Raw genomic sequence first — 25,095 nt, 5'->3', positions numbered from 1 at the left:
GCTACCGAACTCTCGTGAGCCGTATAGTGCTATCGACAGCATCAGCGCTGATTTCGGGTTCAAAATGAACATTCATGAGTGTGATATGGTTACAAAGTAGACGAACGGCAGATTCGAGCCGCCATCCATCGGATTTAAGGACGTATGTAGCGAACCATTCTCCATGTCATCAATCGAGCTCACGTCGAGTCAGAAAACTATCTTGACTGCACTCATCAACCTCTATCGGGACTCCGAGGACGCCGTAAAGGGTGAAGACATCGCGACCGAAGTCAACCGAAACCCCGGCACCATCCGAAACCAGATGCAGAGCCTGAAGGCGCTCCAGCTGGTCGAGGGCGTCCCCGGTCCGAAGGGCGGCTACAAGCCGACCGCGAACGCCTACGAGGCGCTCGACGTGGACAAGATGGACGAGCCCGCGTTCGTCCCCCTGTTCCACAACGACGAGGAAGTCGAGGGCGTCAACGTCGACGAAATCGACCTCTCCAGCGTTCACCACCCCGAGCTGTGCCGCGCCGAGATTCACGTGCAGGGCTCCGTCCGCGAGTTCCACGAGGGCGACAAGATTCGCGTCGGTCCGACGCCCCTCTCGAAGCTCGTCATCGACGGCACGCTCGACGGCAAGGACGACACGAGCAACATCCTCATCCTCCGCATCGACGACATGCAGGCACCCGTCGGCGAACCCCAGCACTAACCACGCACATCTCTTCGTCTTTTTCCGGGCACTCTCCTCGCACTCCGACCGGCTGGTTTAGCGTTCGGGCGAGACAGTCCGTCTGACGCCGGCGAGGCGGTCCGCGCCACCGATTGACCTCGGCAGTGCTCGGAGCGTCTAACGGAGCCGAAGAAACCGAAACTGAGTCGTCGGGCGTCGCGTCGCCCGGTGATCGTTCGAGGCGGCCGAGTTAGAGGTCGTTCCAGGCGGAGAGCGCGCGCTTCGGCGACGTGACGTCCGCAATCCAGTTCGCGGCGATGCCCTTCTTCAGCGTCCGCGCGAGCGGGCCGCCGAAGACGTTGACGGGGAACTCGCCGACGACGGGGAACTTCACGCCGTGGGCGACGGCGTCGTGGCCGATGGAGATGACCGTTCCCTTGTCGGTGAACGTCCAGCGCTTGAGCGGCTTGCCGGCGATGGCGCGGGCGATGTTCTCGCCGGCGACGTCCGCGGCGTCCCAGGCGGCCTGCGCCGTCGGCGGCGCGACGCTGTCGGGACCCTGCTCGACGAGGGCGCAGTCGCCGACCGCGAAGACGCGGTCGTCGCTGGTCTGGAAGTCCTCCTCGGCGAAAAAGCGGTGGGAGCGCTCGTCCTGTTCGAGTTCGACGTCGGACGCCTCGGGCTGGCCGGTGATGCCGCCGGTCCAGACGAGCACGTCGTAGTCGAGTTCCTCGGGGTCCTCGTCCTCGCCGCCGCCGATGAAGACGGTCTCCTCGTCGACCTTCGAGATGAAGTCGCCGGTGAGGATGTCGATGTCGAGGTCTTCGACGCGGCGGCGGAGCGCGCCCTGCAGTTCGGGGTCGTTGCCGGGGAAGATTTCGTCCATCCCCTCGACGAGCTTGATGTCGATGGGCGCGCGGTTGGTGTCGCGGTACTCGGCGACCTCGGCGGCCGTCTGGATGCCGGAGAGGCCCGCACCGCCGATGACGACCTGCGCGGGGTCGTCGCGGGAGGCGTCGGCGGCCGCCTCCTTGATGTCCTGGTGAATCTCGCGGGCGTCGTCGAGGCCCTTGAGCTGGTGGGCGAACTCCTCGAGGCCCTCGATGCCGAAGAAGGCGGTCGAAGAGCCGATGGCGACGAGCAGATAGTCGTAGTCGACGTCGTCGCCGCCTTCGAGTTCGACGACGCGCTCGTCGACGTTCACGTCGGTCGCGCGACCCTTGACGAAGTCGGTCGAGTCGGACTTGATGTCGTCGACGGGGATGGTGATGCTGGACTCGACGCTCGGGTCTCGGATACAGCGGTGGACCTCGTGGAGGACGAGGTGGTAGTCGTGTTCGGCGACCCACGTGAGTTGCGCGTCGTGACCGAGCTCTTCTTCGAGGGTTGTGACCGCGCCGGCCCCGGCGTACCCCGAGCCGAGAACGACGACCTGCGTGCTCATGTCGTCGTCTGTGCAGTCATCCGATAAAGGGGCTTTGAAACCGTCTCTACAGCCGGGGTAATTTTGGCCGCTACGCCCCCAGAGCGTCGAAATACGGATTCGACGGTTGTCGGATTAGTCGAGACTGAGGCCCGCGTGCCAGCGGTCGACGCCCGCCTCGCGTTTGACTTCGTCCATCTTCGCGAGCAGGTGGACCGCGAGGCTGGCGGTTTCTGCCGCGCGCGACTCGCCTTCGGTGCGGAACTCGCCGGTGACGCGGTTCGCGTACACCGAGCAGACGGCCCCCGCGCGGAGGCCGTAGACGTTAGCGATGGTCAAAAGCGCCGCGGCCTCCATCTCGATGTTCTTCACGTTCGCCTCGCGGAGTTCCTCGACCAGCGAGTCGGAGCCGGCGGCGCGGAAGCCCTCGAAGCCGGGGCGGCCCTGCCCCGCGTAGAAGGAGTCGGCGCTCATCGTGAGGCCGACGTGGTAGTCGTAGCCGAGGCGTTCCGCGGCCGCGACGAGCGCCGAGACGACCTCGTGGTCGGAAACGGCGGGGTAGTCCTCGCGGACGTACTCCTTGGAGGTGCCCTCCTGTCGGACCGCACCCGAGGTGATGACGAGGTCGCCCACGTCCATCTCGGGCTGAATCGCGCCGCAGGAGCCGACGCGGATGAAGGTGTCCGCGCCGGCGCGGGCGAGTTCCTCGACGGCGATGGCCGCCGAGGGGCTCCCGATACCCGTCGAAGTGACCGAAATCGGCGTCCCGTCGTAACTGCCCGTGGCGGTCCGGTACTCGCGGTGGTAGGCCTTCTCCTCGTGGTCGTCCCACAGCGCCGTCACCTTGTCCACGCGCTCGGGGTTCCCGGGGAGCAACACCGCGTCGGCGAGGTCCGCGGGACCGACTTCGAGGTGGTACTGAACCTCGTCGTTCGGGTCCTCACTGTCGTTCATGGCACTACTCGCGCGCCGGCGGTGGAAATTCTTGCGTTCTCTGAGGGAACCCCCGCGGGCGTCGTCACGTTCCCGGTCCCGTTCTCGTTCTCGTTCTTGTTCGCGGTCGCGGTCGCGGTCGCGGCCGGCGAGGTCGTCGCGCGGGGAGTCGTCGTCGACCGCCGCTCGCCCGCGACGCCGCGCCACGCCGGGTCGTCGGCGGGGTCGCCGTCGCGGAACGGCGGCGGGAGGTCGGCCCGCTCGTCGGCCGCAAGCAGGTAGCCGAATCCCGCGCCGACGTACCAGTCGACCAGCGACGGGTCGAGGTCGGCGTCCACGACGAGGTCGCCGCCGGTGTACCACTCCAGCGCCGCGTCGTCGTCGACGTCGACGCCGGTCCGCCGCCAGCGCACGCCGGAGCCGCCGTCGCGGAACGCCGACACCGAGAGCGTCACGTCGGCCATCTCGGGGGCGGAAACGCGCTCGAACGAACGGTTCGCGGGCGCGACGCCGTCGGCCCCGGACTCGTAGTACGACAGCGCGTGGTCGATTTCGGCCTCGTAGGTCGCCCGCTCACCGGGCGAGACGTTCGAGAGGTCGACGTGGACCGCGACGGTCCGCTCGCGGAAGGGCGACTCCCGCTCGTCGGCGTCCGGTTCCGGCAGTCGCGTCGTCTCGATGCGCGCGGACAGCGCGGGAAACGCGTCGGCGTCGTCGTGGGTCAGTCCGAGCAGATGGCCGAACTCGTGTTTCAGGACCGTCTCGGTCGTCCGGTCGTCGTAGCCGGCGGCGACGACCACCGAGACGGGTTCGGTCGGCGCGGTCGGTTCGTCGCCGTCGAAGAGGGGCGCACAGCCGACCGCGTCCGCGCCGTCGTAGTCGCCGCAGGCGTCGATTCGCTCGACGACCGAGACGGTCACGTCCGGTTCCGAGGCGTTCGGCACCACGACGAACGCCGGGTCGTAGGCGGCCGCCGACGCGTTCGCCCGCCAGTAGTCGACCGCCGATTCCACGAGCGCGGCGTAGTCGCGGCCGTCCGCGGCCGCGTCGATGCCGACGACGACGGGCGCGCGGCCCCACGGGTTGTCGGCGGGGCGCGTCTCCGGCACCGGCGACGACCCGGTTCCACCGACGGCGACAGAGACGGCCCCGTCGTCGCCGTCGCTCGCGTCGGCCGACGGGGTACCGAGGGCGGCGTCCACGACCGGCGGGGACGGCGACAGCGACGCACACCCCGACAGTGCGACGAGAAAAGCGAGCGCGAGCGCGACGATTCCGCGGTCGGCGGCGAGCGACACGTTACTCGTCGGCGCCGGCGTCGCGCTTCGCCGCGGCGGCTTCCAGCGTGTCCAGCGAGATGGTGTTCGGGAGGAGTTCGCCCAGGGTGTACTCGGCGACGTCGTCGCCCCCGAGGTCGCAGACGACCGGCAGGTCCTCGTCGCAGAACTCCGCGAGCGTCTGGCGACACATCCCGCAGGGGGTGACGCCGTCGCGCGCTCCCGAGGTGACGACGAGACGGTCGAACTCCGTGTGGCCGTTTTTCACGGCCTCCGCGATGGCGACCTCCTCGGCGTGGAGGCTGTTCGAGTAGTTCGCGTTCTCGATGTTACAGCCGACGTAGACCTCGCCGTCGGCGGTCCTGAGCGCCGCTCCGACGGTGTACTCCGAGTAGGGAACGTACGCGTTGTCGAGCGCTTCGCGGGCGCGTTCGACGAGTGATTCGGGCATTGGGCGCTCATTCGCGTGGGGTGGCTTAGTTCGTTCGGCTCCCCGAGACTGTCGCCTCGGCCGACGGACGCGGCCGGCGGCTCCGAGGGGCATCACCCATCGCGTCGTCCCGCAAGCGACTATACGACGCGGCCCTAACGCGGCGTCGTGAACGACACATCCGGCGGACGACGAATCCTGCTCCTCGTTGGCGCGAGCGTCGTAGTCATCTCGGGCATCCTCGGCGTCTTCATCGGCGAGAACGGCGGTCAGGTCGCCGCCGAGATATCGCTGTTCGGCGTCCTCTCACTGCCGACCAGTCCGCTCGCGTTCAGCCTCTACGGGATGGCGTTCTCGGCCGTCATCCTCGCGGTGCTGTTCGCGCTCGTCGAGTACGCCTCGCGCGTGGAGAACGCTCAGTAACGGGGGTTCGCATCGGTAACGGTGGCTCGCGCCGCGTCGAAACGCCCGTCCCGGTCGGGGAACCGCGACCGGAAGGCGGACCGCTTTTGCTCGTCCGGCCCCGACGGACCCGCATGGACGCGCCCTCGTCGACCTCGACCTCGACCTCGGACGCCTCGGCCGGCGACGCCGCCCCCGGCCCGCTCCCGGAGGACACGGGCGGCAAGAACCGAAAGCGCGCCGCGCTGGCGACCGCGCCGTTCCTCGCGCTCGGGCTGGCCGACGTGGTACTCATCCTCCTGCAGGGGCTCGAACCGCTCTGGGGATTCGCCATCCTCCCGCCGATTCTGTTCTGTAGCGTGCTGACCTGGATCGTCTTCAGCACCGACTTCCTCGACGACCGGACCTGAGCCGACCGCGAGTCGGGTCCGGGGATTCGATTCAGCGTCGCAGGTTCGTGGAGTACTTCGTCGGCGTCTCCTCGTCGTAGCCGAAGTCCTCGGCGGTCAGTTCGGGCTCGGCGTCTCCGACGCTCGCGGGCGCGACGACTTTGAACCGCTCGCGGAGGCGCTCGGGCATCGAGAACGACTCGCGGTCGAGCCGGAGCGCGATGGCGTCCGCGTCGGCTTCCCTCACTCCGTCGAGTCGCTTCCGCGGCCCCGACGGGAGGTCCTCGGCGTCGACCGCCTCGAAGCCGAACTGCGCGCAGTAGCCGTGGTCCGAGGTGAACCCGTAGACGGTGTCGAACGCCTCGGCCGCGGCGCGGTCGACCAGTCGCTCGACGACGTGCGCGCCGACGCCTTGCCCGCGCCACAGCTCCGAGACGCCGACGCAGGTGACCTCGCAGAACGGCTCGTCAGTCTTGTGGACCCGGATGCGCCCGAATCCAGCCTTCTCGCCGGACTCCTCGTCGAGCGCAATCACGTAATCGCGGGACCGGAAAGAGCCGTCGTCGAGTCCGAGTTCCTCAAGCGAGTCGAGCAACCAGACCTCGTCTCGGTTCTTCGCGTCTCGGACGTACATGCCTATCAGTAGCACACCGGCCGACAAAAACGCCTCGGGCCGGGCGACCGATTCCCGCCGCGTCGGTCGAACTCAACGAAAGAACAGTAAAGATTCATGGTTCCGGTCGCGGAACCACGGTTCATGGACGTGCCCGACACCGACACCGTGGTACACGAACCGGACCCGGCGTTCGTCGAGGACGCCAACGTCACCCGCTTCATGCGGGAACACGACATCGAGGACTACGACGAACTCATCGAGCGGACGACGACCGAGGTTCCGGGCGTCGGTGCCTCGGGCGTCGAGTGGTTCTGGGACGAACTCGTCGACTACCTCGACATCGACTTCTACGAGGAGTACGACGCGGTCCGCGACGACTCGGAGGGGCCGCAGTTCTCCCGCTGGTACCCCGGCGGCGAGCTAAACGTCGCCCACAACACCCTCGACCGACACGCCGCGGTCGACTCCGGGAACCGGAACCGCGTCGCCTGCATCTGGGAGGGCGAAGACGGCGAGGTCGTCCAGCGGACCTACCACGACCTCTACCGCGAGGCCAACCGCGTCGCCAACGTCCTCGAATCGTACGGCGTCGAGACCGGCGATACGGTGGGGCTGTACATGCCGATGGTCCCCGAGGTCATCTCCATCCTCTACGGCTGTTTCAAGGTCGGCGCGATAGCCGTCCCCATCTTCTCCGGGTTCGGCGTCGACGCCACCGCGACCCGCCTCGCAGACCCCGAGTGTTCAGTCCTCTTTACTGCTGACGGCTTCTATCGCCGCGGCTCGGAAGTCCGGCTGAAGCCGACCGCCGACGAGGCGATGGCGGAGGCGGACTACGTCGAGAACGTCGTCGTCTACCGGCGGTTCGGCGACGAAAGCGGGGATAGCGACGACGACGTGCCGTGGACAGAGGGCCGCGACGAGTGGTGGGAAGACACCGTCGGCGCGGCCGACTCCGAGTACGAAACCAAATCCCTCCCGTCGGACGCCGAGTCGATGTTGCTGTACTCCTCGGGGACGACCGGCAAGCCGAAGGGCATCGTTCACACCCACGCGGGCGTCCAGATGCAGACCGCGAAGGAGATTCACTTCGGCTTCGACCAGAAGCCCGAAGACCGCTTCTTCTGGGTCTCCGACATCGGCTGGATGATGGGGCCGTGGACGCTCATCGGGAACCACACGTTCGCCGGCACCATCTTCATGTACGAGGGCGCGCCCGACTACCCGAACCCGGACCGCTTCTGGGACATGATAGAGCGCCACCGCATCACCACCTTCGGCATCTCGCCGACGGCCATCCGCGCCCTGCGGAAGTACGGCGACGAGGAAGTCGAGAAACACGACCTGTCGAGCCTCCGCCTGCTGGGGTCGACCGGCGAGCCGTGGGACCCCGAGTCGTGGATGTGGTTCTACGAACACGTCGGCGGCGGCGACGCGCCCATCATGAACATCTCCGGCGGCACCGAAATCTGCGGCTGTTTCCTCATGCCGATGCCGACCCAGCCGCTCAAGCCCTGCTCGCTCGGCGGCCCCGGCCTCGGGATGGACATCGACATCGTGGACTCGTCGGGCGAGTCCATCGCCGACACCCACGAACGGGGCTTCCTCGTCGCCCGCGACTCCTGCCCGTCGATGACCAAGAGCCTCTGGGAGGGCGACGAGCGCTACCTCGACACCTACTGGTCGTCGTGGGACGACCTCTGGGACCACGGCGACTGGGCGCAGAAGGACGAAGACGGCTTCTGGTTCTTACACGGCCGCGCCGACGACGCGCTCAACGTGGCCGGCCGCAAGGTCGGCCCCGCCGAGGTCGAAGGCGCGCTCATCGAACACGACGCGGTGAATCAGGCCGCCGCGGTCGGCGTCCCCGACGACACCACCGGGACGGCCGTCGTCGCCTACGTCGTCCTCGAAGACGGCGTCGAGGAGAGCGACGACCTCCGCGAGGAGCTTCGGGGCGTCGTCGGCGAGGAGTTGGGCAAGCCGTTCCGTCCGCGCGAGATACTGTTCGTCGACGAGTTCCCGAAGACGCAGTCGGGGAAGATAATCCGCCGCGCCATCGCCTCCATCTACGCGGGCGAAGACCTCGGCGACATGAGCAGTATCGAGAACCCCGAGTCGCTCGAAAAGATAGAGAACGCGTCCTGAGGCGGTTTCCCCGGCGTTCGTTCAGTCGGACAGCGCCGCGCCGACGCCGTCGTTCCACGCGTCGGCGGTGAAATCGACCGCGTCGTTCCACGTGGCGACGACCGTCGTCACCGCGAGGTCGCCGGTCACGTTCACCATCGTCCGAATCCGGTCGAGGATTGGGTCGACGCCGGCGACGAGCCCCACGATTTCGAGCGGCAGGCCGAGTTGCGTCAAGACGAGCGTGAGCATGATGAGCCCCGACCCGGGCACGCCGGCGGTGCCGATGCTCGCCAGCACGGCCACCGCGACGACGGCGAACTGGTCGGCCAAAGAGAGGTTCACGCCGACGATGTTCGCCGCGAAGATGGCCGCGACGCCCTGGTACATCGCCGTGCCGTCCATGTTGATGGTCGCGCCGAGCGGGAGCGTAAAGCCGTAGATGCGCTCTTCGATGCCGAGGTTCTCGTCCGCGTCCGACATCGTGACCGGGAGCGTCCCGGACGACGACCGGATGCTCAGCGCGGTCACCATCGCGTCGCGCGCACCGGAGAGGAACGCGACCGGCGACCGCCCCGCGACCCCGACGACGAACGCGCCGAGGTAGACGAGCGCGATGTGGACGACGGCCGCGAGGAGCATCGTCCCGATGAGGAGCGCGAAGGGAAGGACGGCGTCGACGCCCGCGGTGCCGAAGACGTTCGCCATGAGGGCGAAGACGCCGAGAACGCCGAACTCCATCGCGCCCCAGACGACCTTGTACATCGCTTCCGCGCCCGCGTCGGCGAGGTCGAAGAACGCCTCGATGCCGCGTTTGACCTGCTCGTCGTCGGTCTCCTCCCACGCCAGCGTGAGGCCGAGACCGAACACGACGACGAAGAAGATGGTCGGCAACACGCTCCCGTCGGCCATCGCGCCCACGGGGTTCGTCGGGACGATGTTGAGGACGACTTCGACGGCGTCGGGGGCCTCGGCGCTCTGTGCCTCGGCACCGGCGAGTAGTTCTTCGAGCCCGCGGGAGCCGGGGGAGACGAGGTTACTCACGCCGAGGCCGATGGCGACCGCGAACGCTGACGTGAGCGCGTACAGACCCACGACCTGTAATCCGACCCGCCCGAGCGACGACGGCGAGAGCTGTCGGACGCCCATCAGGAGCGTGAACACCACGATGGGGACGATGAGCATCTTCAGCAATCGGACGAACAGGTCGCCGACCGGTTTCAGGGCCGTCGCGGGTTCGCCGACGACGAGGCCGACGAGCGATCCGAGGACGAACGCGACCCCGATTCGGTAGACGATGCCGACCGAACGATACCGGTTCCAGAGTGACACGATGCCAGACTGTGACATGTAACGTGTGTGAACTAACCTTACAGCCGAATCATAAATGTAGCGGTCGAAAATCGGAATTTAACACGGTCGTGGAATTTAAACTCAAGAATCGAATGAATATTCGACTCTCCGACGAGAGGCCGCCACGCCCGCCGTCAGTACGCGTCGTCGGGCGCGAGCGCGACCGACTCGGGGACCCCGTCGCCGACCGAGAGCGCCGCCTCGACGGCCTCGGCGGTCTCGGGAATTCGAATCGTCCCGCCGGCGAGAAGCGGGGCGAGCACGCCGGCGACGACGGTTCCGGGCCGGGAGAGCGACGACCGGACCGCGACCGTGTCGCCCGTTTCGAGGTCGAAGTCGGCGACGACCTCGCGGGCCGCGTCGAGCAGGTCGCCGTGGGTGAACTCGCGGTCGTCGGCGACGAGCGCCGGGTCCTGGGGCGCGACGACCTCCGGGTGGACCGCGGGGTTCTCGCTCCAGACCTCCTGTTCCCAGTGCGTCGTCGCGGGCGAACTCGGCGGGCCGCCGAACACGGCGAGTTTCTGCCCCGGCGGGAGGTCGTCGAACTCGGACTCGCGGGCGACGGCGACGACGGTCGCCCGCGCCTCGACCGCGGGGTCGAACGCCGTCACCGCACCGAGCTGGGCCGCCCCGAGGAACGTCAACAGCGGTTCGGGGAGCGACACCGGGTCGACCGCGACGCGAGCGCCCTTGCGGACGCCGAGGTAGCGGAGGACGTTTCCGGCCTTGTACGAGGTCGTGATGAGGTCGTGGTACGTGTAGGTCCGGCCGGGGCCGTCGACCCGGAGGGCGAGTCGGTCGCTCCGCCGGTCGCGGGCCATGAGGTCGCCGATAACGTCCATAGCCGACCGTACGGAGTCGGTGCGAAAAAAGGCCCCGAGGCGCTCTCGCGGTTCGAGAACGCGACGGGAACCCGGCGTCGTCCCTCGATGTGAGTCAGGGCGCGCCAGCGATGACGAACGTGCTCTCCTCGGGGCCGTTTCGGAGTTCCCGCGTGTCCTCCGGCGAGACGCGCACGGCGTCGCCGGGTTCGAGGTCGAGTTCCTTGTCCTCGACGACGAGCGTGGCCCCGCCGGAGACGAGGTAGTACACTTCCTCGTGGCCCTGTTCGGCGTGGTCGTGGGGCTTGCCGGACCAGTCGGGGTCCGCCTCCAACACGCTGAAGCCGAGTTCGACGCAGTCGAGTTCGTCCCGCAGGAAGTGAAGCCCGCCGCCGACCGCGTCTACGTCCTCGTAGTTCGCTTTCGTGTAGGACATCGCTTGAGCTGACGGCCGCCGGACAAGAGAGGGTGGCGGTGCCGGAAATCCGTTACAGCGAGTTCTTCAGTTTCTGGAAGAGGCCCTCTTTCACTTCTTCGCCGCCGGCCTCGGCGAACTCCTTGAGCGCCTCGCGCTGTTCCTTGTTGAGGTCTTCGGGCGTGACGACGTGGACCTCGACGTGCAGGTCGCCGTGGCCCCGACCGTCGAGGTGGGGCATCCCCGCGTCGGAGACGGTGAACGTCGACCCGCTTTGGGTGCCCGCGGGCACCTTCAGTTCCTCCTCGCCGTCGAGCGTCGGCACCTCGACGGTCGCGCCGAAGACGGCCTGCGGGAAGGAGATGGGGTGGGTGTAGCGGAGGTCGTCGCCGTCGCGCTCGAACTCCTCGTGGTCGCGGACGTTGACCTCGACGAACAGGTCGCCGTTGGGACCGCCGTTCTCGCCGGGTTCGCCCTCGCCGCGGTAGCGGAGGCGCTGGCCGTCGCGGAAGCCGGCGGGGATGGTGATGGTCACGTCGCGGGTGCGGCGGACGCGACCGCTCCCGCGGCACTCCGAGCAGTCCTCGCTGTAGGTCTCGCCCTCGCCGCCGCAGGCGCGACAGGTCGTCGTCTGCTGGACGCGGCCGAAGGGAGTCTGCTGGACCGTCGTCTGCTGGCCCGAGCCGTTACACTCCGAACAGGTGTTCACCTCTGCGTCGTCGGGGTGGCCCTCGCCGTCGCACTCCGGACAGACCTCGCGGCGGCGAATCGTCACGTCGCGCTCGATGCCGTGGTAGGCGTCTTCGAGGTCGATCGAGATGCGCTGGGCCACGTCGCGGCCCTGCTGGGGGCGGTTGCGCTGTTGGCCGCCCGCGCCGCCGTTGAACAGGTTGTTGAAGATGTCCTCGAAGCCGCCACCGCCGCCGCCCATGCCGCCGAACGGGTTACCGCCGCCGCCGAAGGGGTTGCCACCGCCGCGGCCGCCACCGCCGCCGCCGCGTTTCTGGGACTGCTGGAAGCGCTCGTGGCCGACCTGGTCGTACATCTGCCGCTTTTCGTCGTCCGTGAGCACCTCCTTGGCCTTCTGGACCTTCTTGAACTTCTCCTCGGCGTCGTCCTCGTCGGAAACGTCGGGGTGGTACTTCGCGGCCTTCTTGCGGTACGCGTTCTTGATTTCGTCTTTCGAGGCGTCCCGCGAGACCCCGAGTACGTCGTAGAAGTTCTCGCTCATCAGTTGCTATCTTGTAGCCGGTGAAGGTATTTGAAAAGTCCGTCTCTCGTATCGCGGCGAGCGCGAGCGGGGTCAAACCGGGGGTTTCGCCCGGATTCGACCGCCGGCGTCGGGTCCCTCGGCGACCCGAGAGTCAGTCAGTCAGTCGCTCAGTCGCTCAGTTGTCCTCTTCGTCCTCGTCGAAGTCCGCGTCGGCGTCGACGAAGTCCTCGGGGTCGGCACCGCCGGGGCCGCCGGCCGCGCCCGCACCAGCGCCAGCGCCGCCGGCACCGCCGGCCTGCGCCTGCTGTTGGTACATGCGCTTGCCGATTTCCTGCAGTTGCTTCGAGAGGTCCTCGGTCACGTCTTCGAGTTCGTCCGTGGAGGCGTCGTCGTCCTCGAGGACGGCTTCGACGTCCTCGATGGCCGCCTCGATGTCGGCGCGGAGTTCGTCGTCGACGTTCTCTTCGTTCTCTTCGAGGAGCGTCTCCGCGCGCTGGACCGCGCCCTCGGCCTCGTTGCGGGCCTCGACGGCGCGGCGGCGCTCTTTGTCCTCTTCGGCGTGCTGTTCGGCCTCCTGTTGCATGCGGTCGATCTCGTCGTCGGAGAGGCCCGCGCCGCCCTCGATGGTGATGGACTCGGCGTTGCCGGAGCCCTTGTCCTCGGCGGAGACGTTGACGATGCCGTTCTCGTCGATGTTGAAGCCGACTTCGATCTGCGGGGTGCCCGCGGGGGCCGGCGGGATGCCGGAGAGCGTGAACTCGCCGAGGAGTTCGTTGTCCTCGGCCATCTCGCGTTCGCCCTGGAAGACGCGGACCTGCACCGTCGTCTGGTTGTCGGCCGCGGTGGTGAAAATCTTCGACTCCTCGGTCGGAATCGTCGTGTTCTTCTCGATGAGGCGCTCGAAGAGGCCGCCTTTGACCTCGATACCGAGCGACAGCGGCGTCACGTCGAGGAGGACGATGTCGTCGACCTCGCCGCCGAGGACGCCGCCCTGGATAGCCGCGCCGAGCGCGACGGCCTCGTCGGGGTTGACGGACTTCTTCGGCTCGGAGCCGAGCAGTTCTTCGACCTTGTCGCGGACCTGCGGCATCCGGGTGGAGCCGCCGACGAGGATGACGTCGTCGATGTCGCCCTTGTCGTAGCCGGCGTCTTCGAGCGCCTGCTCGGTCGGCTCGACCGTGCGGTCGATGAGGTCGGCGGTGAGCGACTCGAACTTCGCGCGGGTCAGGTCGTATTCGAGGTGGACCGGCCCGGAGTCCGTCGCCGTGATGAACGGGAGGTTGATGGTCGTCTCCTTGCGCGAGGAGAGCTCGATTTTCGCTTCCTCGGCCGCGTCCTTGAGACGCTGGAGCGCCTGTCGGTCCTCGCGGAGGTCGATTCCGTGGTCGTTCTTGAACTCGGTGGCGAGCCAGTCGATGATGGCCTCGTCCCAGTCGTCGCCGCCGAGGTCGTTGTCCCCGTTCGTGGCGACCACTTCGTAGACGCCGCCGCCGAGGTCGAGGACGGACACGTCGAACGTGCCGCCGCCGAGGTCGTAGACGAGCACGGTCTGGTTCGACTCGTCGTCGAGACCGTAGGCCATCGACGCGGCGGTCGGCTCGTTGACGATGCGCTCGACGTCGAGACCCGCGATTTCGCCGGCGTCCTTCGTCGCCTGCCGCTGTTTGTCGTTGAAGTACGCGGGGACGGTGATGACGGCCTTCTGCAGTTCGTCGCCGAGGTAGTCCTCGGCGTCGCGCTTGATCTTCTGGAGAATCATCGCCGAAATCTGCTCCGGCGTGTACTCCTCGCCCTCGATGTCGACGGTGTAGCCGTCCTCGCCCATGTGGCGCTTGATAGAGCGAATCGTGCGCTCTGGGTTCTGGATGGCCTGGTTCTTCGCCGGCTTGCCGACCAACCGCTCACCGTCGTCGGTGAACGCGACGACGGAGGGGGTGGTTCGGTCGCCTTCTGCGTTCACGATAATCTCCGGGTCGCCGCCCTCCATCACCGCGAACGCGCTGTTCGTGGTGCCGAGGTCGATACCCAGAATCTTGTTGCTCGCCATCTTGCCCGCAAATACCGTCTTTTGCCGGTTAAAGGTTACTAGATACTGCGACACACGGTGTGCATCGGGGTCGACGCCGTCTTGCGATTTCTACTTCTCGCGTCGAAACAGGTCGGTCGATTTATGTAGAACCGCCGACCGCGTCGCGGCGACGGCTCCGAGCGAGAGCACCCGGCGGCGAGCGCCGGGCCGACGGCCCAGCACCCAGTCGGCGACCGACCGCGCGGCCCTGCAGGCGGTCAGTCCGTCGGCCGCGGGCGCTCGGTTCCGTCGGGCGAATCAGCGCCGTCCGAGCGGAGCGACGGCGCGTCGGCCCCGTCGAGGGCGTCGAGCACCACCGAGAGCGTCCGCTCTCTGCCCTCGCTGGCGAAGAACTCGTGGCCGCCGTCGTACGGGACGAGGTTCGCAGACGGGGTCCGGTCGCCGATTGCGCGAACGTCGACGACGCGGTCCGAAAGCGAGACGAACACCACGTCGTCGGGGTTGAACGGCGGCAACGACTCCTGAGCTCCGTGGATCATGCGGAGGAACGCGGGCGAGGCGTTTCCCGGGGCGTCGGCCAGCTCGGCCGCGAGCTTCAGCTCGCCGAGGTCGTCGCGGGAGATGCCGGACGGGACGACGGCCTTGGTCGTCGGCAGTCGTCTGACAAGGGGCAAAAAGAGCGTGGCGAGCCCCGAAACCGCCGTCCCCCACCACGGGCTCAGAAAGACGTTCCGGACCGAGAGGTCGAGGTGGGCGGCCACGAGGCCGCCGGTGCTGTGGCTGAGGACGAGGTCGATGTCGCGGTCGACCGCGTACGCCCGCACCGGGCTCACGTACTGGCGCTCGAACTCCCAGCCGTTCGTCGGGAGTTCGACGGCGTGGACGTGATACCCCTCGTAGGTGAGGCGGTCGAGGAGCCACTCGACGCTCCGGTGACCCGGCTCGTTGCCCCACCCGAGGACGAAAAGCAGGTCGTCGTCGCCGGGGTCGCCGTGTTGGGTGACGCGCACGGTCGGCCGCCGCCGACGGGAACGAAGTCGCATGGCGTAGTGATAGCGAGGTGAGAACAAAAGTCCTCGCCGGTCGGAGGGAGGCGAGACCGCCCCCGACGGCGGCGAGCGCCCGGTCGACAGCGCGCTATTCGCCCTTGCTGACCGTGATCTGCGCGGCGCGGATGACCTTGTCGGCCATCTCGTAGCCGGGTTGGAACACGTCGGCGACGGTGTCCGCCGGTTCGTCGCTGTCGACGCGCATCATCACCTCGTGGCGGTTCGGGTCCACGTCGGTCCCCGGTTCGGGGTCGATGATTTCGACGTTCTCGTCTTCGAGGATTCGGTCGAACTCCTTGAGCGTCGATTCGAGGCCGCCGCGGATGTCGGCGTCGTCGTCCTGGTCGAGCGCGCGAACGAGGTTGTCGCGGACGGTGACGACGCGCTCGACGAAGTCCTCGGTGGCGCGGTCTTTTATCTGGGACTGTCGCTTCTTCGCGCGCTTCTTGTAGTTCTGGAAGTCGGCCTGCGTGCGCTTGAGACGCGACTGGAGTTCCTCGGCCGTCGCCTCTGCCTCGTCGCGCTCGGCTTCGAGGTCTGCGACGCGGGCTTCGAGCGCCGCGACCTCGGCCGCGAGGTCGTCGTCGTACTCGGCGACGCGGTCGGCGACGGTCGGCCCGTCGCCCGCCGCGTCGGATTCCTCGGCCGCCGACTCGGCGCTCGACGCCTCGCCGTCGGCGCCCGTCGCCGCGTCTTCGGCCGCCTGCGCCGCTACGTCGGATGCCGCGTCAGTCTCGGCGTCTGCGTTCGCGTCCGTGACCGACTCGGCAGGGTCGTCGCTCATGGGCGGGAGAAGTGTCCGACGCGGCTTAAACGTGTAGACTGCGGGTCGGCCGAAACCCTTCTCAGGGCGGAGGGGTCGCGCGGGGCGAAACTCCCCGCGACCGACCGCCAGCGCCGCCTACTGGTACATCCCGAGCGGTCGGGCCTGCGTGCTCTCCTCGTCGGACTGTTGCATCCGCCGGGCCAACTGCTCTTTGGCCTGCCGTATCTCGGTGGCGCTGTTCACGAGGTCGTCGACGGGCACCTCGATGCCGACGAAGGGTTCGAGGCCGTGTTTGATGATGACGCGAGCGGCCTCGGGGTCCGGGAACTGCGGGTCCGACTCGACTATCAGCGCGAGCGCCGGGCGGCCGACCGAGACGGCGTTGCTCAGGAGCGCGCCCGTCGGCCCCGAGACGAGACCGGTCTCCGTGGGACTGTCGATACCGGCCGCTTCGAGCCGCGACCGCGCGCCGTCGGTGCCGACGCCGTAGAGCGCCGGCACGTCCTCGGACCTCTCGTGGGCGATGCCCGAGAGGAACACGGGGAGCACGTCGAGTTCCTCGAACCACGGGCCGAGACAGGCCGCGAGTTCGGTCGCCGCCTCGGGACGGATTGGGATGTCGCTCTGGAGGACGAGCAGGTCCCGTTCCGGGTCGGCGTAGAGCCTGACCGGCGGGTGCAACGCCGGGTCGTCCTCCATGTAGACCGCGACCTTCGGGACGCCCTCGCAGAACACGTCCGCGTAGTGGGTCATGTCGAACTCCGAGACCAGGTGGTCGGCCGCGATTTTGCCGACCAACCCCACGCCCGGCAGTCCCTCGACCAGCGTCGGCGACTCCAGTTCGTCGGTGAGTTCCTCCGCGAGGACGCGAATGCGTGCCATAGGTGAACATGGTCGCCGGGGCGAGGTAAATCCGACGGGCGAGTACGTAGCCGTCGGCCGCCGGCTCCGCCCCGTCCCGCCCCGTCCCGACGCGACTGGTTCGACCGGTGCCGGTCTCGGGCGACGACGCCGGCGACTCCGAAACCGACAAACGCGCCCGCGCGGAATCGAGTGTCATGAACCCGCTCCAGCGGTACGCGCCGCTCGTGGACGACGAGGAGGCCTTTTTCGCGGCCTGCGAGCGGCCGCTTCCCTCCGTCGTCCGCGTCAACACCATCAAGACGACGGTGGCGCGCGCCCGCGAGGCGCTCGACGACGAGGGCGTCGCCTACGAACCGACCGACTGGCACCCCGGCATCCTCAAGCTCGAAGACAGCAGTCCGGGGACGAACTGGCCGTACTTCCACGGCTGGCTCCACGGCCAAGAGGAAGTGTCGGCGCTTCCCGCTATCGCCCTCGACCCGCAACCGGGCGAGCGGGTGTGGGACACCTGCGCCGCGCCGGGGTCGAAGACGACCCAGATAGCCGCCATGATGGACGACGAGGGCGTCCTCATCGGCAACGACAACAACCTCGGCCGGCTGTCGGCGCTCCGCCACAACGCCGAGCGCCTCGGCGTGACCAACCTCGTCGTGTCGAATCAGGACGCCCGCAACTTCTCGATGAAGCCCTACGGGGAGCGGACCCCGGAGAAGTCCGAATCGTTCGAGCAGTTCGACCGCGTCCTCGTGGACGCGCCGTGTTCCTGCGAGGGCACCTGCCGGAAGAACCCCGACGTGCTCGACGAGTGGACGATGAACCACGTCAAGAGCGTCGCCGGCATCCAGAAGGGCATCCTCCGGCGCGCCGTGCAGGTGACGAAAGCCGGCGGGAACGTCGTCTACTCCACGTGTACCTTCGCGCCGGAGGAGAACGAGGCCATCCTCGATTTCGTCCTCGAACGGGAGGACTGCGAGGTGGTCGAGTGGGACGTCCCCGACGGCTTCGAGACCGCGCCCGGCATCACCGAGTGGGAGGGCGACGAGTACGACCCGTCGGTGACGAAGGCCCGCCGCGTCTACCCGCACCACAACGACACGGGCGGCTTCTTCACCGCCAAGCTGGAGGTGACCGCATGAGCGACGACACCGCCCCCGACGAGAACTGGGGCCAGCAGTTCGACCGCCTGCCGCCGACGGCCGACGACCGCGTCGTCGACGGTCGCCCCTCCCGCGAGGAGGTCATCGACTGGTGGGACGAGCGGTTCGGCGTCGCCCCCGCCGTCTTCGACGGCTACACGTTCTGGGAGAAGGGCGCGGGCAAGATTTGGGCGTTCCACGGCGAGGTCGTCGACCCCATCGAAGTCGAGGGCCTCGGAATGCGCATTCTGCGGACCCGCCAGCGCCACTGGAAGCCCTCGACCAACGCGGTCCAGCGCTTCTGCGGCGACGCGACGAAGAACGTCATCGAACTGAGTCCGGGCGAGGCGAAGGCGTTCGTCGACGGCCACGACCAACAGCTCGACCGGTGGGAGGGCGACTGGGGCTATCTCACCGCCGCCCACGAAATCGCCGGCGAACTCGAACCCCTCGGCGTCGGCCTCTACCTCCACGGGGAACTCCGCTCGACGGTCCCGAAAGGTCGGCAGGAAGACCTCGTCAAACTCGACTGAGCGGTTCGGGGTCGCACCCCGACGCTACTTCTCTCTGACCGTCCCGCCGGTCAGCCCCTCCCACTCGACCCGGTAGCCGAGCCGCGAGAGGACCGCGCTCGCGTCGTCGAGGCCGCGGTCGTCGAGGACGGACTCGGCCGCCGACAGCGACATCCCCGCCTCGACCTCCTCGGCGAGCGCGTCGAGGACGCCCGGCCGGACCAGCGTCCGCCCGACGAGTTCGTGGTCCGGAAAGACCACGTCGTCGAGCGCGTCGACCGAGACGCCGCGGGCGGCCGCGAGGTCCGACAGCGTCACCACGTCGTCGTCGGGCGCGAGTTCGGCGGGGAGCGACGAGGCCGCGTCGGCGACGAGGTCGGACTCGTAGTCGCGCAACACGTCCACCACGTCCTTCACGCGCACGGAGCCCGCGTACGGGACGGCGCGGTGGTCGCGGGCGGCGATGTCCTCGCCGACGCCGAGCGACTCGTCGACGGCGACGACGAGTTCCACGTCCTCCACGTCGGCCAGTTGACCCAGCTTCTTTTCGACGTACTCGGGCGTCCAAAAGCCCATAATCTCGAAGAAGACGCGGAAGTCGGCGTGGACGTAGTCGAACGCGAAGTCCGGAATCATCACGCTCGTGCCCGTTTCGAGCGGTTCCGGCTCCCGAACGAGCGACCAGTCGAGGTCGAGGCCGCGGAAGCGGGCGGCGAAGTCGGCCTCCACGCCGCTGTCGAAGCCGGGTTCGGCCATCGGATCGACGCCGGGGACCGACACGTCGTCGCTCGTGAGCGTCATCTCCCGGTCGGTCCCGCGGTCGTCGATGGTCGCCACGAGTCGCCAGTCGCCAGCGGTGGCGACCGACCGGAGCAGGCGGGCGAAGGCGGTCCCGTACCGGCGAGTTCGCTGAAACAGCGCGTCGGGGCCGGTGACGACGACCTCGCGGCCGGCGTCGGTCTTCCGGACCTCGTACATCAGCCGGAGGCGCTTGACCGCCGAGACGACGGCTTTCGGGTCGGAACTTCGAACCCGGACCTCGGTCGCGTCGAACAGGGCGGTCTGGGCGAGCGAAAGGTTGTACTGCGCGAGCAGTTCGTCGGGCGTCCACCGCGGGTCGAACTCGGAGAGCACCTGTTCGACCTCGCGGTCGGCCGTGAGCGACTCGTCGACCGCGTCGGGCGACGACCCGAGCGAGGACGCCGCGCGGTCGAGCGCCGCGGCTCGCTCCTCGTCGGTCGTCACGCCGCCGACCGCCATCGCGGCTTCGAACGCGGCGCGGCGGGCGCGGGCGGGGGGCAGGGGAGCCGCCGTCTCGAACACCGCCTCGCGGTCGAGGAGCGACGCGAAGCCGCGGGCGAGTTTGAAGTCGTCGGCCTCGGCTTCGAGGTCGGCGAGGGCGTCGTCGAGGTCGGCCCGCGCGTCGCCGACGTGTCGCCGGAAGACGCCGATGGCCTTCGCGGCCAGCGGGCGGTCCCCCCGGTCGGCGAACTGCGGGTGATAGCCGCCGCCCGCCCGCGACACGCGAAGCAGGTCCTTCGTCAGCACGCTCGCCACGAGGTGGCCGCGGGACAAAAACGACTCGGGCGGCGGAGACAACGGAGGTGTCCGGGGCGACGGTCGGACGACCGGAAGCCGAGAACGGAGACGACGCGGACGACAAGGTTCATTGCGCCCGCGGCGGACGCCACCGTATGGAGCGACGACGCCTCCTCGGACTGGTCTCAGTCGGCCTGTCGTCGGGCTGTCTCGGCTCGCTACCGGGCGCGACGGGGCCGCGAAACCCGCCGGCGGCACCGGCTGGCGACCCCCGGGACACGCCCGAGGTCTCCCCGGTCCGCATCGAAGATATCGACTACGGGGCGACCGACGACGGCCGTCTCCGGGTCTTCGGGTCGGTCCTCAACGACGGCGGGGCCGAGCGGCTCACCACGGTCGAAGTCCGGGTCACCGTCGGCGGCGAACGCACGACGCAGTCGCAGGAACTCGCCGTTCCGGCCGGCGGGACCGCCGACTTCGCAGTCGAGTTCGAGTTCGGGTACGACGCCTTCAGAGAAGACGGCGACCTGAACGTCTCGCTGGTCTGAGAGGAGTTTCCCGCGGTCACCGACGCCGGGCCGCCACCCGTTCTTCCGCAGTCTCGACGCTCACGAGTTCGTAGAGCGTCGCGGTCGCGCCGTCGGCCTTCGGACGGAGGATGCGGCCGAGTCGCTGGGTGAACTCGCGTTCCGACCCCGACCCCGAAAGGAGGATGCCGACGTTGGCGTCGGGCACGTCCACGCCCTCGTCGAGCACGTTGGCCGCGACGACGGTGTCGTAGGTGCCGTCGCGGAAGCGAGCGAGGATTTCGCGGCGCTCTCTCGTGCCGGTCTCGTTGGTTATCGGCGGGACGAGGAAGCGCCGCGAGATGCGGTAGACGAGGTCGGTCGAGGCGGTGAAGACGATGACGCGGTCCTCGCGGTGCCGCGCGAGCAACCGGGCCAGTTTGTCCACCTTCGCCTCGGAGTTCATCATCACGTCGCGGGCGCGCTGTTTGGCGAGAAGCGCCTCCCGGGCCCGCGGGTCGTTGCCCGAGCGCATCACGAGCTTCTGGTAGTCGCTCCCCGACTGCATCGACAGCCCCGAGGTGCGCAGGTAGTTCACGAACGTCTCCTGTGCCGCGTCGTACGTCTCGCGCTCGGCGGCCGTCAGTTCCACCTCGATGCGGCGGACCTCGTAGTCGGCGAGGTGGTCGCCCGCCAAGTCGTCCACGTCGAGGCGGTACACCCGCGGGCCGACGAGTTCCTCGACGCGCTCGTGCGCGCCGTCGGGGCGCTCGAACGTCGCCGTCAGGCCGAGGCGGGCGGGCGCGGCGAGAAACCGCGGGATGTCTTGATACCCCTCGCCGCCGAGGTGGTGCACCTCGTCGAAGACGACGAGGCCGAAGTCGCCGCCCACGTCGTCGGCGCGGAGATACGCCGAGTCGTACGTCGAGACCGTAATCGGCTCTTGGGTCTGTTCGCCGCCGCCGAAGCGCCCGACCGGCACGTCGAACTCGGTTTCGAGTTCGCGTATCCACTGGTCCTGCAAATCGATGGTCGGCACGACGACGAGCGTCGGCACCGAGCGGGCGACCATCGCCGCGACCGCGAGCACCGTCTTGCCCGCGCCGGTCGGCAGTTCCACGACGCCGCGACTGCCCGCGTCGAGCCACGCGTCGAGGGCGGCGCGCTGGTAGTCGCGGAGGTCGTAAGTCGTCGAAAGCGAGAGGGGAGCGGCGAGCGCGGCCGCGACTCGGTCGTCGTAGTCGACGCCGGCCGCGTCGAGCGCGTCCCGAACCGCGGCGTACCGCATCGCGGGGGCGCGATAGCCGCCGCTTCTGGGGTCGGCTTCGACGCTCGGCACGTCGGCGAGGGCGGCCCGAACGTCGGCGTCGCCCTCGGAGCCGTCGCCGCCGTCGGTGCCGACGTGAACGGTGCCGTCCTCGAAGCGGAGGGTCGTCACTACCGGCGCGTTGGCGGGGCGCGGTGATAAATCGACGGTCCCGCGGTGGGCGGTCGGGGAGGGTCGGGGCGGTGCCACGAGGGTCCCGCCCTCGCCGACCTCGGGCCGAAGGTTCAAATCCGATGGCGGGGCTACGGACGTGTATGAGCGACGACCTCGACGACGCGGTCGCACAGTTCCTCAGCGACTACAACAGCGCGATAAAGGAGTACGAGAAGGGCTACGTCGACGCCGACGCGACGCTGTCGGTCATCGACGCCCACATCGACGAGTTGCGAGAGGCGAGAGAGTAAGACGCGAGAATCGGGCGCGTAGAATCCGGACTACTCCCCGATGAGTCCGCGAATCCGCTCGACGTATTCCGCGAACTCGCTTTCGGTCCGCTCGCGCGGGCGGTCGATATCGACCGAGACGATTTCGCGGACGCGGCCCGGGTTGGCGGCCATGACGACCACGCGGTCGGCGAGCGTGACGGCCTCTTCGACGTCGTGGGTGACGAACAGCACCGTCTTGTCCGTCTCCGTCCAGATATCGAGCAGTTCGCCGTGGAGCATGTCGCGGGTCTGGGCGTCGACCGCGCCGAACGGCTCGTCCATGAGGAGGAGTTCGGGGTCGACCGCGAGCGCGCGGGCGATGCCGACGCGCTGTTTCATCCCGCCGGACAGCTCTTTGGGGTAGGCGTCGGCGAAGCCGTCGAGGCCGACGAGTTCGAGCATCTCCGTCACGCGTTCCGAGCGCGCCGGTTCCTCGACGCCCTGTTCTTCGAGGCCGAAGGCGACGTTCTCGCTGACGGTCCGCCACGGGAACAGCCCGTACTCCTGGAACACCATCCCGCGGTCGGTGCCGGGGCCGGTGACGGGCGAGCCGTCGAGGGTGACCGCGCCCGTCGTCGCGTCTTCGAGCCCGGCGATGACGCGGAACAGCGTTGTCTTGCCGCACCCCGAGGGGCCGACGATACAGGCGAACTCGCCGTCCGCGACGGCGAACTCCACGCCGGAGAGGGCTTCGACCGTCCGCCGGTCGGACGCGTAGGTCTTGCCGAGCGAGTCGACGCTGACCTTCGCGGCCTCGTCGATGCCCGTCGCGGCCGCGGTCGTGTCCGCGTTCGCGTCGTCGCTCATGCTCGCCACTCCAGCACCCGCCGTTCGACCCGGCGGAACAGGCCGTCGCTCACGAGGAAGACGATGCTGATGACGAGCATGTAGGCGACAGACACGTCCATCGCGAGGTTCTGCGCCGTGTTGAGAATCTCGTAGCCGACGCCGACGCCGACGATGAGTTCGGCCGCGACGACAATCATCCAACACTGGCCGATGCTCGTCCGGATGCCGGTCATGATAGAGGGGCTGGCCGCCGGGATGACGACCTTCCGAATCATCGTCCAGTCGTCGTCGACGCCGAGGGTCGCGGCGACCTCCTTGAGGTCCTCGGAGACCCCCTCGACGCCGCCGTAGGCGCTGTAGAAGTTAATCCAAAAGGAGCCGATGGCGACGATGAACGTCGCGCCCTGATGGTTGACGCCGAGCCAGATGACGGCGAAGCCGATCCACGCCAGCGGCGGAATCGGGCGGAGCAGGCGCGTGACGGGCGTGAAGACGCTGTCGACGCGGGCGTTCCAGCCCATGGCGACGCCCGCGAAGACGCCGAGCGAGGTCCCGATGAGCAGTCCCGGCACGTAGTGGTAGAGGCTCTGGACCAGCTTGACCAGCAGTCGGGTCGCCGGGAGTTCCACGCCGGTGAACGGAATCGACAGCGAGGCCGGCGCGGTGAGCTCGACGACGAACGCCGCGAGCACCTCGACGGGCGAGGGGAGGAGATACGTCGGCTGGAACAGCGCGGCGACGTACCAGACGGCGATAAAGCCCGCGAAGCCGGCGACCGCGAGCCCCGTCTGTTCCGAGGAGACGGCCGCGAGTCGGTCGAGCAGTCGCTCGTCCGCCTCGGTCTCCGAGAGCGTGACGCCCGCGCCGACTTCGTCGTTGCTCATAGCGAGTCGTAGATACCGTAATCGAACATCTCGTCGACGGTCAACTGGGCTTCCGTCTTCCCGAGCGTCTGGGCGTAGTCGGCGAAGATTTCAGCGCCGCCTTCGATGTCGTGGGGGTCCGTGATGAAGTCGGACGCGGGGGAGTCGAGCGCCGCGCGGGCGGTCTCGACCGGGAGCGCGCTCTCGCCGATCACCGAGCTCGCGTGCTCGGCGGCCGTGTCGGGGCTGTCGGCCACGAAGTTCGTCGCCTGCCGGTGGAGTTCGACGAACTCCGTAGCGAGGTCGCGGTTGTCCTGTCGGAGGCGGTCGTGCATGAGCGTGACCGCCGCGGGCTGGCCGGGCATGAAGTCGCCCGCCCACGCGATGGACTGGAACGGCGCGTCGTTGGCGTCGATGACCGTCGGCACGGGCTCCATGATGCTCGTGCCGTCGACGTTGTTCGAGAGGAGCGCCTGCTGGACCGCGGCCGCGCCGCCGAGGCCCTTGATGTTCACGTCCTCCTCGGGGTCGAGCCCGAGCGTGTTCTGAATCCAGTAGCGGAGCAGGATGTCGGGGACCGACCCCGGCGGGAACGTGCCGAAGGTGAACTTCCGGCCCTCTCGGGCCTCGAACTCGGCGAAGGCGTCCGCGCCGTGTTCCTCCCAGAGAGCGGCGAAGTCGTCGGTGGCGAGAATCTGCATCGCGTTCTTGATGTTCGCCGCGGTGATCTTCGCGGGGATGCCCTTGTCCATGACAATCATCGCCGGGACGATGCCGAACATCATCACGTCGAAGTCGCCCGTCGCCGACGCCTGCACGATGCTCGGACCGTCGGAGAACTTCTTGCCCGCGACCGGGACCGAAAGCTGGTCGAACAGCCCCTCTTCTTCCATCACGAAGTACTGCATGTCCGGGTAGATGGGCATGTAGGCGACGTTGAGTTCGTCCAGCCCGCCCCCGCCGGAGCCGCCGAGACAGCCCGCGAGGCCGGCGGTCGCGGCGAGGCCGGAGCCCTGCAGGAATCGTCTACGGCTAATCGAAGTCGAGCGTGGTGCCTCTGTCATTGTCCTCGTTACGAATCAGCGCCTTATTCCGGACGCGTACCCGGTAACGATAGACGCGGTAGATGACGCGCCGAAGCCGGAGAAACTCCGGTCTGCGGCCGTGGTCGGGGGTTACAGCGGTCGGTTTTTCCGAATCGACGCCTCCCAGATAGCGGCCGTAATCTCCGAT

The 25,095-nt window shown here is 68.3% G+C and carries 26 protein-coding genes; 8 read left to right on the top strand and 18 right to left on the bottom strand.

Features of this window, described 5'->3' with window-relative positions; all coding sequences use genetic code 11:
- The first annotated feature begins 163 nt into the window (after positions 1-163).
- Positions 164-697, top strand: a complete 534-nt coding sequence (locus IEV64_RS09105; RefSeq protein ID WP_004063234.1) for an Rrf2 family transcriptional regulator — start codon at positions 164-166, stop codon at positions 695-697.
- A gap of 211 nt (positions 698-908) precedes the next feature.
- On the opposite strand, the gene IEV64_RS09100 is transcribed toward IEV64_RS09105, so the two are convergent.
- From IEV64_RS09100 to cdd, 4 genes are all read right to left on the bottom strand, one after another.
- Positions 909-2,102 (bottom strand): NAD(P)/FAD-dependent oxidoreductase, encoded by a 1,194-nt coding sequence (locus IEV64_RS09100; protein ID WP_007273632.1) that lies wholly within the window; start codon positions 2,100-2,102, stop codon positions 909-911.
- Between the two features lie 114 nt (positions 2,103-2,216).
- Positions 2,217-3,035, bottom strand: a complete 819-nt coding sequence (locus IEV64_RS09095) for a nucleoside phosphorylase (RefSeq protein WP_188423709.1) — start codon at positions 3,033-3,035, stop codon at positions 2,217-2,219.
- Positions 3,032-4,312, bottom strand: coding sequence for a zinc metalloprotease (locus IEV64_RS09090; protein ID WP_188423708.1), 1,281 nt, complete (start codon positions 4,310-4,312; stop codon positions 3,032-3,034). The genes IEV64_RS09095 and IEV64_RS09090 overlap by 4 nt, the downstream gene beginning before the upstream one ends.
- A gap of 1 nt (position 4,313) precedes the next feature.
- Complete coding sequence (cdd, locus tag IEV64_RS09085; RefSeq protein WP_007273629.1) at positions 4,314-4,742, bottom strand: cytidine deaminase; 429 nt, start codon at positions 4,740-4,742, stop codon at positions 4,314-4,316.
- Between the two features lie 147 nt (positions 4,743-4,889).
- Between cdd and IEV64_RS09080 the strand changes: the two genes are divergently transcribed.
- Both IEV64_RS09080 and IEV64_RS09075 read left to right on the top strand, forming a co-directional pair.
- Positions 4,890-5,144, top strand: a complete 255-nt coding sequence (locus IEV64_RS09080; RefSeq protein WP_004970668.1) for a DUF7520 family protein — start codon at positions 4,890-4,892, stop codon at positions 5,142-5,144.
- 113 nt (positions 5,145-5,257) lie between these two features.
- Complete coding sequence (locus IEV64_RS09075) at positions 5,258-5,533, top strand: DUF8142 family protein (protein WP_004970667.1); 276 nt, start codon at positions 5,258-5,260, stop codon at positions 5,531-5,533.
- Between the two features lie 31 nt (positions 5,534-5,564).
- Here the strand turns inward: IEV64_RS09075 and IEV64_RS09070 are convergent, their stop codons facing one another.
- The gene (locus IEV64_RS09070; RefSeq protein ID WP_188423707.1) at positions 5,565-6,146 is read right to left on the bottom strand and encodes a GNAT family N-acetyltransferase; all 582 of its coding nucleotides are present in this window, start codon (positions 6,144-6,146) and stop codon (positions 5,565-5,567) included.
- A 123-nt stretch (positions 6,147-6,269) separates the two neighbouring features.
- Here IEV64_RS09070 and IEV64_RS09065 point away from each other — a divergent pair, with 123 nt between their 5' ends.
- Positions 6,270-8,276 carry an AMP-binding protein gene (locus tag IEV64_RS09065; protein WP_188423706.1) on the top strand — a complete coding sequence of 669 codons (2,007 nt, stop codon included), beginning with the start codon at positions 6,270-6,272 and terminating at the stop codon, positions 8,274-8,276.
- A 21-nt stretch (positions 8,277-8,297) separates the two neighbouring features.
- On the opposite strand, the gene IEV64_RS09060 is transcribed toward IEV64_RS09065, so the two are convergent.
- The 8 genes from IEV64_RS09060 to IEV64_RS09025 all read right to left on the bottom strand — a co-directional run bounded on the left by IEV64_RS09060 (position 8,298) and on the right by IEV64_RS09025 (position 16,783).
- A complete protein-coding gene (locus tag IEV64_RS09060; RefSeq protein WP_188423705.1) occupies positions 8,298-9,605 on the bottom strand; it encodes a dicarboxylate/amino acid:cation symporter in 1,308 nt (435 codons plus the stop codon).
- Positions 9,606-9,742: 137 nt separating this feature from the next.
- Positions 9,743-10,450: an AMP-binding protein gene (locus IEV64_RS09055; protein ID WP_188423704.1), complete on the bottom strand. Its 708-nt coding sequence runs from the start codon at positions 10,448-10,450 to the stop codon at positions 9,743-9,745.
- A 94-nt stretch (positions 10,451-10,544) separates the two neighbouring features.
- Complete coding sequence (locus tag IEV64_RS09050) at positions 10,545-10,865, bottom strand: cupin domain-containing protein (protein ID WP_007273624.1); 321 nt, start codon at positions 10,863-10,865, stop codon at positions 10,545-10,547.
- A 52-nt stretch (positions 10,866-10,917) separates the two neighbouring features.
- Positions 10,918-12,075 (bottom strand): molecular chaperone DnaJ, encoded by a 1,158-nt coding sequence (gene dnaJ / locus IEV64_RS09045; RefSeq protein ID WP_007273623.1) that lies wholly within the window; start codon positions 12,073-12,075, stop codon positions 10,918-10,920.
- A 157-nt stretch (positions 12,076-12,232) separates the two neighbouring features.
- Entirely contained in the window at positions 12,233-14,104 is a 1,872-nt protein-coding gene (dnaK, locus tag IEV64_RS09040) for a molecular chaperone DnaK (RefSeq protein WP_188423703.1), read from the bottom strand.
- Between the two features lie 239 nt (positions 14,105-14,343).
- Positions 14,344-15,096 carry an alpha/beta hydrolase gene (locus IEV64_RS09035; protein WP_007273620.1) on the bottom strand — a complete coding sequence of 251 codons (753 nt, stop codon included), beginning with the start codon at positions 15,094-15,096 and terminating at the stop codon, positions 14,344-14,346.
- Positions 15,097-15,223: 127 nt separating this feature from the next.
- Complete coding sequence (locus IEV64_RS09030; RefSeq protein WP_188423702.1) at positions 15,224-15,919, bottom strand: nucleotide exchange factor GrpE; 696 nt, start codon at positions 15,917-15,919, stop codon at positions 15,224-15,226.
- A gap of 117 nt (positions 15,920-16,036) precedes the next feature.
- Complete coding sequence (locus IEV64_RS09025) at positions 16,037-16,783, bottom strand: proteasome assembly chaperone family protein (protein ID WP_188423701.1); 747 nt, start codon at positions 16,781-16,783, stop codon at positions 16,037-16,039.
- 176 nt (positions 16,784-16,959) lie between these two features.
- Between IEV64_RS09025 and IEV64_RS09020 the strand changes: the two genes are divergently transcribed.
- Positions 16,960-17,901, top strand: coding sequence for an RsmB/NOP family class I SAM-dependent RNA methyltransferase (locus IEV64_RS09020; protein WP_007273617.1), 942 nt, complete (start codon positions 16,960-16,962; stop codon positions 17,899-17,901).
- Positions 17,898-18,434 carry a DUF7122 family protein gene (locus IEV64_RS09015; RefSeq protein ID WP_007273616.1) on the top strand — a complete coding sequence of 179 codons (537 nt, stop codon included), beginning with the start codon at positions 17,898-17,900 and terminating at the stop codon, positions 18,432-18,434. The genes IEV64_RS09020 and IEV64_RS09015 overlap by 4 nt, the downstream gene beginning before the upstream one ends.
- Before the next feature lie 24 nt (positions 18,435-18,458).
- Here IEV64_RS09015 and IEV64_RS09010 read toward each other — a convergent pair whose 3' ends face one another.
- Positions 18,459-19,961, bottom strand: coding sequence for a DUF790 family protein (locus IEV64_RS09010; protein ID WP_188423700.1), 1,503 nt, complete (start codon positions 19,959-19,961; stop codon positions 18,459-18,461).
- Positions 19,962-20,107: 146 nt separating this feature from the next.
- Here IEV64_RS09010 and IEV64_RS09005 point away from each other — a divergent pair, with 146 nt between their 5' ends.
- On the top strand, positions 20,108-20,500 hold the full coding sequence (locus IEV64_RS09005; protein ID WP_188423699.1) for a transcriptional initiation protein Tat: 393 nt from the start codon (positions 20,108-20,110) through the stop codon (positions 20,498-20,500).
- Positions 20,501-20,516: 16 nt separating this feature from the next.
- Here the strand turns inward: IEV64_RS09005 and IEV64_RS09000 are convergent, their stop codons facing one another.
- Positions 20,517-21,896, bottom strand: a complete 1,380-nt coding sequence (locus IEV64_RS09000) for a DEAD/DEAH box helicase family protein (protein WP_188423698.1) — start codon at positions 21,894-21,896, stop codon at positions 20,517-20,519.
- Between the two features lie 143 nt (positions 21,897-22,039).
- Here IEV64_RS09000 and IEV64_RS08995 point away from each other — a divergent pair, with 143 nt between their 5' ends.
- A complete protein-coding gene (locus IEV64_RS08995; RefSeq protein ID WP_188423697.1) occupies positions 22,040-22,189 on the top strand; it encodes a hypothetical protein in 150 nt (49 codons plus the stop codon).
- 30 nt (positions 22,190-22,219) lie between these two features.
- Here the strand turns inward: IEV64_RS08995 and IEV64_RS08990 are convergent, their stop codons facing one another.
- From IEV64_RS08990 to IEV64_RS08980, 3 genes are read right to left on the bottom strand one after another with little or no spacing between them, the layout of a single operon-like run.
- On the bottom strand, positions 22,220-23,026 hold the full coding sequence (locus IEV64_RS08990) for an ABC transporter ATP-binding protein (protein ID WP_188423696.1): 807 nt from the start codon (positions 23,024-23,026) through the stop codon (positions 22,220-22,222).
- On the bottom strand, positions 23,014-23,883 hold the full coding sequence (locus IEV64_RS08985) for an ABC transporter permease (RefSeq protein ID WP_188423695.1): 870 nt from the start codon (positions 23,881-23,883) through the stop codon (positions 23,014-23,016). The genes IEV64_RS08990 and IEV64_RS08985 overlap by 13 nt, the downstream gene beginning before the upstream one ends.
- The gene (locus IEV64_RS08980) at positions 23,880-24,926 is read right to left on the bottom strand and encodes an ABC transporter substrate-binding protein (RefSeq protein ID WP_188423694.1); all 1,047 of its coding nucleotides are present in this window, start codon (positions 24,924-24,926) and stop codon (positions 23,880-23,882) included. Before IEV64_RS08980 ends, IEV64_RS08985 begins: the two co-directional genes overlap by 4 nt.
- Between the last annotated feature and the right edge of the window lie 169 nt (positions 24,927-25,095).

The organism is Haloferax sulfurifontis, from assembly GCF_014635105.1.
Taxonomy (GTDB): domain Archaea; phylum Halobacteriota; class Halobacteria; order Halobacteriales; family Haloferacaceae; genus Haloferax; species Haloferax denitrificans.
This window is presented reverse-complemented; position numbering and strand designations above follow the sequence as displayed.